9 protein-coding genes are annotated in these 9,264 nt (G+C 69.7%); 3 read left to right on the plus strand and 6 right to left on the minus strand.

The window, feature by feature from the left end; genetic code table 11:
• Positions 1–23: 23 nt before the first annotated feature.
• From ACTIFU_RS03605 to ACTIFU_RS03630, 6 genes are all read right to left on the minus strand, one after another.
• Complete coding sequence (locus ACTIFU_RS03605) at positions 24–527, minus strand: 2Fe-2S iron-sulfur cluster-binding protein (protein WP_439576921.1); 504 nt, start codon at positions 525–527, stop codon at positions 24–26.
• Complete coding sequence (locus tag ACTIFU_RS03610) at positions 524–790, minus strand: sarcosine oxidase subunit delta (RefSeq protein WP_439576922.1); 267 nt, start codon at positions 788–790, stop codon at positions 524–526. Before ACTIFU_RS03610 ends, ACTIFU_RS03605 begins: the two co-directional genes overlap by 4 nt.
• A complete protein-coding gene (locus ACTIFU_RS03615) occupies positions 790–2,040 on the minus strand; it encodes a sarcosine oxidase subunit beta family protein (protein ID WP_439576923.1) in 1,251 nt (416 codons plus the stop codon). Before ACTIFU_RS03615 ends, ACTIFU_RS03610 begins: the two co-directional genes overlap by 1 nt.
• A 79-nt stretch (positions 2,041–2,119) precedes the next feature.
• Entirely contained in the window at positions 2,120–3,403 is a 1,284-nt protein-coding gene (locus tag ACTIFU_RS03620; RefSeq protein WP_439576924.1) for a TRAP transporter large permease, read from the minus strand.
• Positions 3,400–3,927: a TRAP transporter small permease gene (locus tag ACTIFU_RS03625; protein WP_439576925.1), complete on the minus strand. Its 528-nt coding sequence runs from the start codon at positions 3,925–3,927 to the stop codon at positions 3,400–3,402. Before ACTIFU_RS03625 ends, ACTIFU_RS03620 begins: the two co-directional genes overlap by 4 nt.
• Positions 3,928–3,991: 64 nt before the next feature.
• Positions 3,992–4,978, minus strand: coding sequence for a TRAP transporter substrate-binding protein (locus ACTIFU_RS03630; RefSeq protein WP_439576926.1), 987 nt, complete (start codon positions 4,976–4,978; stop codon positions 3,992–3,994).
• A 172-nt stretch (positions 4,979–5,150) separates the two neighbouring features.
• Between ACTIFU_RS03630 and lpdA the strand changes: the two genes are divergently transcribed.
• The 3 genes from lpdA to ACTIFU_RS03645 form a co-directional block, all read left to right on the plus strand.
• Entirely contained in the window at positions 5,151–6,545 is a 1,395-nt protein-coding gene (lpdA, locus tag ACTIFU_RS03635; RefSeq protein ID WP_439576927.1) for a dihydrolipoyl dehydrogenase, read from the plus strand.
• 5 nt (positions 6,546–6,550) lie between these two features.
• Positions 6,551–7,225, plus strand: coding sequence for a hypothetical protein (locus ACTIFU_RS03640; protein WP_439576928.1), 675 nt, complete (start codon positions 6,551–6,553; stop codon positions 7,223–7,225).
• 133 nt (positions 7,226–7,358) lie between these two features.
• A partial coding sequence (locus ACTIFU_RS03645; RefSeq protein ID WP_439576929.1) for a DNA translocase FtsK 4TM domain-containing protein occupies positions 7,359–9,264 on the plus strand: 1,906 nt, incomplete at its 3' end.

Genomic DNA, 9,264 nt, shown 5'->3' on the forward strand with positions numbered 1-9,264 from the left:
ACGTCGCAGTGCAGATACTCCGGCTAGTAGCGGGGCGGATCGGGCGCCTCGGCCGCCCGGCCGAGCCCGGCGGCGCGGCGGATCAGCCTCTCATAGACGCGTTCCCAGAACGCGGCCGGCCACATGAAGGTCTTGTAGTAGAACCCGGCCGCGAGCAGCGGCGCGAACAGCCCGGCCACCGCCATCGCATCGACGCGCAGCGACGGCCACCGGTTCTGGCTGGCGGCGGCGAGTCCGTCGAAGAGTTCGATCGTGGTCGCGCGCGTGTTCGGCTCGCGCCGCGCGCCGCTGCGCAGTTCGACCAGCGCGTTCGGCTCCTCCGGCCCTGCCGAGACGATGCCGCGCGGCCGGTGCAGCTTGAACGACCGCCCGACCAGGTGGATCCCGTTCGCGAGCAGCGCGGCGGCGAGCGTGTCGCCGACATGGCCCGTCAGCCGCCGTCCGTCGAAGGTGAACGAGAGCGGCCGTGTGCGGTCGACCAGCCCGCCGGCGGCAAGACGGAACGGCTGCGCGGCCGCGCCGGTCATGGCGTGGCCTCCGGGTCGCGCGCCAGGACGGCGCCCTCGATCCGGTGCGTGCGGGTATCGCGCGTCACCACGATCCAGGCCCGGCAGCCCTGGCCGTGCCACCACAGCTCGTGATGCGGCCCGGCCGGGTTGTCGCGCTCATGCATGTAGGCGTGCCACGCCTCGTCGGACGCGTCCGGCGCCGGGCGCGCGAGCCCGGCGGGGCCGAGATAGGTGAACTCCTCGTTGCCGCGCGGGCCGCAGCAGGGGCAGGGAACCCGCATCAGTGCAGATTGGGCGTCGCACCCGCACCCTTCTCGTCGATCATCGCGCCGGTGCGGAAACGATCGAGCGTGAAGGCCGCGTTCAGCGGATGCGGCGCGCCGGTGGCGATCGTGTGCGCGAAACACCAGCCCGAGGCGGGCGTGGCCTTGAACCCGCCATAGCACCAGCCGCAGTTGAGGAAGAGCCCGTCGATCGGCGTGGTGCCGATGATCGGCGAGCCGTCCATCGACATGTCCATGATGCCGCCCCACTGACGCAGGGTGCGCAGGCGCGAGAAGGCGGGGAACAGCGCCACCGCGCATTCCATCACCTCTTCGACCACCGGCAGGTTCCCCCGCTGCGCGTAGCTGTTGTAGCCGTCGATGTCGCCGCCGAAGACGAGCCCGCCCTTGTCGGACTGGCTGACATAGAAGTGCCCCGCGCCGAAGGTGACGACAGTGTCGAGCACCGGCTTGATCCCCTCGCTGACGAAGGCTTGGAGCACGTGGCTCTCGATCGGCAGACGGAGCCCGGCCATCGCGGCGACGCGCGAGGAATTGCCGGCAGCCGCAAGCCCGATGCGGCGCGTGCGGATGGGCCCGCGCGTGGTCTGCACCCCGGTCACGCGACCCTGCACCACATCGATCCCGGTCACCTCGCAGTTCTGGATGATGTCGACACCGCGCGTATCCGCCGCGCGCGCGTAGCCCCAGGCGACCGCGTCGTGGCGCACCGTGCCGCCGCGCCGCTGCAGCAGGCCCCCCTTCACCGGGAAACGCGCGTTGTCCATGTCGAGCCCGGGCACCATCGCGCGCACGGCGGCCGTGTCGAGCAGTTCGGCGTCCACGCCGGCGAGGCGCATCGCATTGCCGCGCCGCGCATAGGCATCGCGCTGGGCATCGGAATGATACAGGTTCAGCACGCCGCGCTGGCTGACCATGGCGTTGAAGTTGATGTCCTGCTCCAGCCCTTCCCAGAGCTGGAGCGACTTCTCGTAGAAATGCGTATTCGCCGGCAGCAGGTAGTTGGAGCGGATGATGGTCGTGTTGCGCCCGACATTGCCGGACCCGATGGTGCTCTTCTCCAGCACCGCCACATTCGTGATGCCATGCTCCTTGGCGAGGTAGTAGGCGGTGGCGAGCCCGTGCCCGCCGCCGCCGACGATCAGCGTGTCGTAGGCGGGCTTCGGCTGAGCCTCCCGCCAGGCGGGCGTCCAGTGTCTCTGGCCGGTGAGCGCGCCGCGGAGGAGCGCGAGGGCGGAGTAGCGCATGCAGCGTCCATCTGCGGCGGATCGGCCGCCACTCTCGCACGCCCGTGCAGGCCGACAAGTCCCGGAGTGGTCTCCTGTCTCAGCGGTAGAAGACCTCCACCAGCGTCAGCGACACCGCCGGCACATAGGTGACCAGCAGCAGCAACAGGATCAGGACGCCGATGAACCACACATTGATCCGCGTCACCGCCCAGACATCCGCCTTGGCGATCGAGCACGCGGTCATCAGCACGCTCGCCACCGGCGGGGTCTGCTGGCCGATCGCGAGATTGAGCGTGACGATCAGCCCGAAATGCACCGGATCGATGCCGACCGCATGGGCGATCGGCAGCACGATCGGCACGATCAGGATGATCGCCGCCGCCCCGTGCAGGAAGAAGCCAAGCACGAAGAACAGCAGGTTCAGCAGCGCCAGCACGGCGTAGCGGTTCTGGGTCAGGCTGATGATCGCCTGGGTCAACGCCTGCGGCACCTGCGCCTGGGTGAGGTACTGCCCGAGCAGTGCGGAGGTGGCGACCAGCAGCATCACCACCGCCGTCTGGATCGCGCCGTCCTTCAGCCCGGCATAGAGTTCTCGCAGGCCGAGGTCGCGGTAGATCAGCCCGCCGATCAGGAGTGCCGCGGCAACCGCGAGCCCGCCGCCCTCGGTCGCGGTGACGTAGCCGCCGAAGATGCCGCCGAGGATGATGAAGGGCAGGGTCAGCGCCCAGCCCGCATCCTTGAGCGAGGTCCACACCTGACGCAGGCGGAACACCTCCTCGACCGGAAAGTTCAGCCGCACCGCGAACCAGTACGCGAGCCCCATCAGCATGAATCCGCCGAGGATGCCCGGCACGATCCCGGCGACAAAGAGCTGCACCACCGAGGTGTCGGCCATCACCGCATAGAGGATCATCGGAATCGAAGGGGGAATGATGATCGCGAGCGAGGCGGAGGAGGAGGTCACCGCGGCAGCGAACTCCTTCGAGTAGCCGCGCTTCTTCATCGCCGGGATCAGGATCGAGCTAAGGGCGGCGACGTCCGCCACCGCCGAGCCCGAGATCTCGGCGAAGAACATCGAGGCGGCGATGTTCACCATCGCCAGTCCGCCGCGCACGAACCCCACCAGCGCCGAGGTGAAGGCGATCAGCCGGCGCGAGATGCCCGAGGTGTTCATGATCGCGCCGGCGAGGGTGAACAGCGGGATCGCCAGCAGCGGGAAGTTGCGCGCACCTTCGTAGAGCGTGACCGCGCTCATCACGAGGTTGTCGAAGCCGTGGGCGTACCAGAGCCCGCCCATCGCGACGATCCCGAGCGCGACCGCGATCGGGACATTGGTCAGCACCAGGACCAACAGGGCGGCGAGCATGACCAGGGTGGTCACGGCCGCCGCTCCTCGAAATAGCGCTCTGGATCGACGCTTGCCTCGCCGCGCCAGGCCTCGCCGAGGCGCTCGGGGAAGGTGAGCAGCTCGGCGACAACGAACAGCACCGCGCCGACCGGGATCACGGACTGGGTGAACGAGACCGGCACCCAGGGCAGGGAGATCAGGGTGTCGCCCTCGAGGATGACGATCACCTGCAAGCCGAACCAGGCGACCAGCGCGAAGAAGCCGATCACCAGGGCCTCGCCGCCGATCAGCAGCGCCAGACGGGGGCCCCGCGGCAGCGCAGCGACGATCGAGGGCACGCCGAGATGGGCCCGGTGCAGCGCCGCGAGCGCCGCGCCGTAGTAGGTCAACCAGGCGAGCTGGATCGAGGCGATTTCGTCGTACCAGATGAGCGGGGCGCCGAGCTTGCGCAGCACGACGGCGGCGCAGACGAGCAGGGCGAGCAGCGCCGTCTGCAGCACGCAGAACGCGACGAGGATCCGTTCGAGGACGCTCCGCGCGCCGGCAAGCGCGGCCATCACGTCGCGCCCGGGGCGGCGTATCCGCAGCCCCGCACCGCTGCCTCCCGCACGGTCGCGCGGATCAGCAGCCGTTGGCGAGCGCGAGCGCCCGTTCGATCAGCGCGGCCCCGTCCGGCACTTCGGCGGCGAACTGATCGTAGACCGGCTTGCTGGCGGCGACGAAGGCGTCGCGGTCGGACTGGTTGAACCGCATCCCCGCCGCGATCAGCTTGTCGCGCACCTCGGTCTCGAGCCGCTCGGCGAGCTCGTAGGTCCAGTCCTGCACGGCGGCCGCCTCCTCCAGGATCGCGCGCTGCACCGGCTCCGGATAGCCGCGGAACTTGCGCAGCGACGCGGTCGGGAAGGACGGCGTGTAGATGTGCCGCGTCTCGGTCAGGTAGCGCTGGACCTCCTGGAACTTGCCCGCATCGACGTTGACATAGGGGTTCTCCTGCCCGTCCATCACGCCGGTCTGGAGGGCCACGAACACCTCCGAGAACGGCAGCGGCGAGGGCGAGGCGCCGTAGGCCTGGAACATCTTCACGCGCCACACGCCCTGCGGCACGCGGATCTTGAGGCCGCGCAGGTCCGCCGGCGTCACGATCGGGCGGACGTTGTTGGTGATGTGGCGGAACCCGTTCTCCCAGATGCCGATGATCTTGTAGCCGCGCGCCTCGACCTTCGGCGCGAGGATCGGCCAGACGATCTCGCGCGCGATGCACCGCATGTGCGCGCGGTCCTTCACGAGGTAGGGCAGGTCGAACATGCCGAACTCGGGTGTGACCGAGGACATGATGGTCGAGGGCTGCGACATGTCCTGGGTGCCGAGGCGGAGCTTCTGGAGCATCTCGCCGTCGCTGCCGAGCTGGCTCGAGTGGTAGAGCACGATCCGGCCAAAGCTGCCGATCCGCGCGTTCACGCGCTTGATGAACTCCTCCGAGGAGTAGTACTGCACGTTGCCCGGCGGGCTCGTGGTGCCGTACTGGATGTCGACGTTCTGGGCGGCGGCAGGGACGGCGAACAGTCCGGTGGCCATGGCGAGCACGGCGCCGGCAGCAAGCGTGCGCATCGGTGGTTCCTCCCTTCGTTCGTTGCGGGCGCGCCGGGTTCCGCCGACGCGACCACGCCGCGAGCGTGACAAGGATCGGGGCGCAACGCAACGGCCGGCGGACCGACCCCGGTTCCGCCGAAGCCGCCGTCCGGATAGTCTGCGACCCCCACCCGACAGGAGCCACCCGCACATGGCGGACACGTCCTTCGATGTCATCGTGATCGGCGCCGGCCCCGGCGGCTATGTCTGCGCGATCCGCGCCGCGCAGCTTGGGCTGAAGGTGGCCTGCGTGGAGCTGCGCGAGACCCTCGGCGGAACGTGCCTGAACGTGGGCTGCATCCCGTCCAAGGCGCTGCTGCAATCCTCGGAGAAATTCGCCGAGGCCGGGCATGCGCTCGCCGGGCACGGGGTCAAGGTCGAGGGCGTCGCGCTCGACCTCGCGCGGATGCAGGCGCGCAAGGGCGAGGTGGTGAAGGCGAACGTCGATGGCGTCGCGTTCCTGTTCCGCAAGAACAAGGTCACCTGGCTGAAGGGCAAGGGCCGCATCGCCGCGCCGGGCAAGGTCGAGGTCGCCGGCGAGACCTATGCGGCCAAGCACATCGTCATCGCCACCGGCTCGGAATCGGTGCCGCTGCCGGGGGTGGAGGTGGATGAGCGGGTGATCGTCACCTCGACCGGCGGGCTGGAGCTGGATCACGTGCCCGGCCATCTGGTGGTGATCGGCGGCGGCTATATCGGGCTGGAGCTCGGCTCGGTGTGGCGCCGCCTCGGCGCGCAGGTGACGGTGGTGGAGTTCCTCGACCGCATCGTGCCGACCATGGACGGCGAGGTCGCGAAGCAGTTCCAGCGCATCCTCGCCAAGCAGGGGATGGCGTTCCGGCTCGGCACCAAGGTGACCGACGCGCGCAAGGGCAATGATGGCGTGACGCTGACGGTCGAGCCGGCGAAGGGCGGCAAGGCGGAGCAGATCGCCGCCGATGTCGTCCTGGTCGCGATCGGACGGCGCGCCTACACCGAGGGCCTCGGCCTCGCTGAGGTCGGCGTGCAGCTCGACGAGCGCGGCCGGGTGAAGGCCACGGACGGCTTCGCGACGTCGGTGCCCGGCATCTGGGCGATCGGCGACGTGATCGCGGGGCCGATGCTCGCCCACAAGGCCGAGGACGAGGGCGTGGCATTGGCGGAGACGCTCGCCGGCCAGCACGGCCATGTGAACTACGAGGCGATCCCCGGTGTCGTCTATACATCGCCCGAGGTGGCCTCGGTCGGCGCGACGGAGGAAGAGATGACGTCGCGCGGGGTCGCGTACAAGGCCGGCAGGTTCCCCTTCACCGCCAATGGCCGCGCCCGCGCGATGGGCGAGACGGACGGGTTCGTGAAGATCCTCGCCGACGCCGCGACCGACCGCATCCTCGGCGCGCATATCCTGGGCCCGGACGCGGGCACGCTGATCGCCGAACTGGCCCTCGCGATCGAGTTCGGGGCGTCATCGGAGGACGTCGCGCGCACCAGCCACGCCCATCCCAGCCTGAACGAGGCGGTGAAGGAGGCGGCGCTGGCCACGCACGGCAAGCCGCTGCATCTGTAGGCGGCGTGCTTACCGACGTTCTGATCATCGCCGGCGCCGTCGTCCTGGCGGCGCTCGCAGCGCTGGCCGAACCGCTCTGGGGCGTCGGGATCGGCGAGGGGAACGGGATCGTCGCGGTCGCGCTGCTTGGCGCTGCCGGGTTCATCCTGCGTCAGAAGCTGGACGACTGGCGCACCCAGCGGGCGATCGCGAGCGCCTTCGCCGCTACCATCCAGACCCAGTATGAGTTCGTGCGCGATTCGATGAACGACAACGAGCTTGCCCGCTGGAGCGAGCGGAATGCAGCGATCCGCACTGGCGCCGAAAGGCCGAGCTTCGGCAAGCGCCCCGATAAACCCTATGGGTTCCTGGTGCTCGAGTTCGACAAGATAAACCGACTGCGTCCGCAGACCGTGACGCTGCTCGCCGACTGGTACCTGCGGGACCAGGACCTCATGCTGCTGTGGGATTCGATCGGGACGAAGGAACTCGCCGAACTCGGCGATGAACGCGCCGCAGCACACTATGAGAATATTGGCAAGTACCGAAACGAGTACCGCGACGTGGGCTACACGGCTTTACGTTGGCTAGTTTATGATTTTCCAGATCTTCAGATCGACCTCGATCGCTTCTTCAGGGACGGGGCCAGATGTACCGCATTGCGACCTCCTCACGGATGGACAGGCGCGATCAGCACCTGACGTGAGGGTAGGGATTATCCCGGAGCCTTGCAATCCACAGCCCGGTGAACCCCGCTGATCCGATCGCCATCCTCAGGGTCGGTGCATCCATGGTTCATTTTCAGCGCGTTTTCGGCTACTGTTCGCCTTGAACATGAGCATCGACGCTGCCCCCCGCCTGATCTCGCCCGACCTCGCGCGGTTCCTGCGCCGCAGGATGACGGACGTGCTCGGCCTCGGTGCGTCGCTGGCCGGGCTGACACTCGCGGTCGCACTCGCGAGTCACGATCCTGCGGATGCGTCGCTCAACACCGCGACCGGTGCGCCGGTCGCGAACCTGGCGGGGCGGACGGGCGCTCTCGCCTCGGACGTCGTGCTGCAAGGGATTGGGCTGGCCGCGTGGCTGCTGGTCGCCATGCCGCTCGGCTGGGCCTTCGCGCTGATCGCACGCGGCGGTGTCGGTGCCCCGCTGGTGCGGGTCGCGTGCCTGCTCGCCGCCCTGCCCGTCGCGGCGGCGGCGCTGTCGCTGCTGCCGCTCGGCTCCGGGGGCGCGCTGCCGGCAGGGCCGGGCGGCGCAGCCGGGCCGCTGCTGATGGACGCAGCACTCGGGCTCGGCGAGTCCGTGCTCGGCGCGCTCGGAGCGGTGTTCGCCGCGCTGTTCACGCTGGGCTTGGCCGTTGCTCTCTCCTTCGTCGCGATCGGGCTGAGCCCGCTGGAGTGGCGCCGCGCCGGGGTCGCCGCTGCCAAGGGCGCCGGCGGCCTGGTACGGCGTGGCAGAGCCGCGATGGGCGCGTCGGCGGCCTGGGTGCGAGCCATCCCTGCCTTGTTCCGCCGGCCGACGTCGCGCGTGGACGCTGCGGTGCGGCGCGAGCCTCGGCTCGGCCCCGATCCCGTCGTCGACGAGGCGCCGCTGCCGCCGCCCACGTCGCGTGGCCCGCGCCCGCGCGTCGATCCGCCGGCCGAGCCGAAGCGCGCGGCCGCCCAGGGCTCGCTGCCGCTGGCCGGCGCGGGCTGGGTGCCGCCGCCGCTCACCCTGCTTGCCGAGCCCCCAGCCTCACGCCCGGGCCGCCCCTCGCCCGAGAGCCTGGAGGCGAATGCGCGGTTGCTCGAGGGGGTGCTGTCGGATTTCGGCGTGCAGGGCCGGATCGTCGCGATCCGCCCGGGCCCCGTGGTCACCCTTTACGAGCTCGAACCCGCCCCGGGGACGAAGTCCTCGCGCGTGATCGGCCTCGCCGACGACATCGCCCGCTCGATGAGCGCGATCAGCGTGCGCGTCGCGGTGGTGCCCGGGCGCAACGCGATCGGCATCGAACTGCCGAACACGCGGCGCGAGACGGTCTATCTCTCCGAACTGCTCGGCTCGGAGGAATGGGCCAAGGCGAAGGGGCGGCTCGACCTCGCGCTGGGCAAGGACATCGGCGGCGCGCCGGTGATCGTCGATCTCGCCGGCATGCCGCATCTGCTGATCGCCGGCACCACGGGCGCGGGCAAGTCGGTCGCGATCAACACCATGATCCTGTCGATCGTGATGCGGCACCCGCCGGAGGAGTGCCGCTTCATCATGATCGACCCCAAGATGCTGGAGCTGTCGGTGTATGACCGCATTCCGCATCTGCTGGCCCCGGTGGTGACGGAGCCCGCCAAGGCGATCGGCGCGCTGAAATGGGCGGTGCGCGAGATGGAGCGGCGCTACCGGCTGATGAGCCAGCTCGGGGTGCGCAACATCGCCGGCTACAACGGGCGCGTCACGGAAGCCCGCGGGCGCGGCGAGACACCCACAAGGCGCGTGCAGACCGGCTTCGATCCCGAAACCGGCCGCCCGGTCTGGGAGGACCAGCCGCTCAGCCTCGACGCGCTGCCGTTCATCGTCGTGGTGGTCGACGAGATGGCGGATTTGATGATCGTCGCCGGCAAGGAAATCGAGGCTGCCGTGCAGCGGCTCGCCCAGATGGCGCGCGCGGCCGGCATCCACATCCTGATGGCGACCCAGCGCCCCTCGGTCGACGTGATCACCGGCGTGATCAAGGCGAACTTTCCGACCCGCATCTCCTTCCGCGTGG

It is taken from the genome of Elioraea sp. (genome assembly GCF_051860475.1).
Lineage (GTDB): Bacteria > Pseudomonadota > Alphaproteobacteria > Acetobacterales > Acetobacteraceae > Elioraea.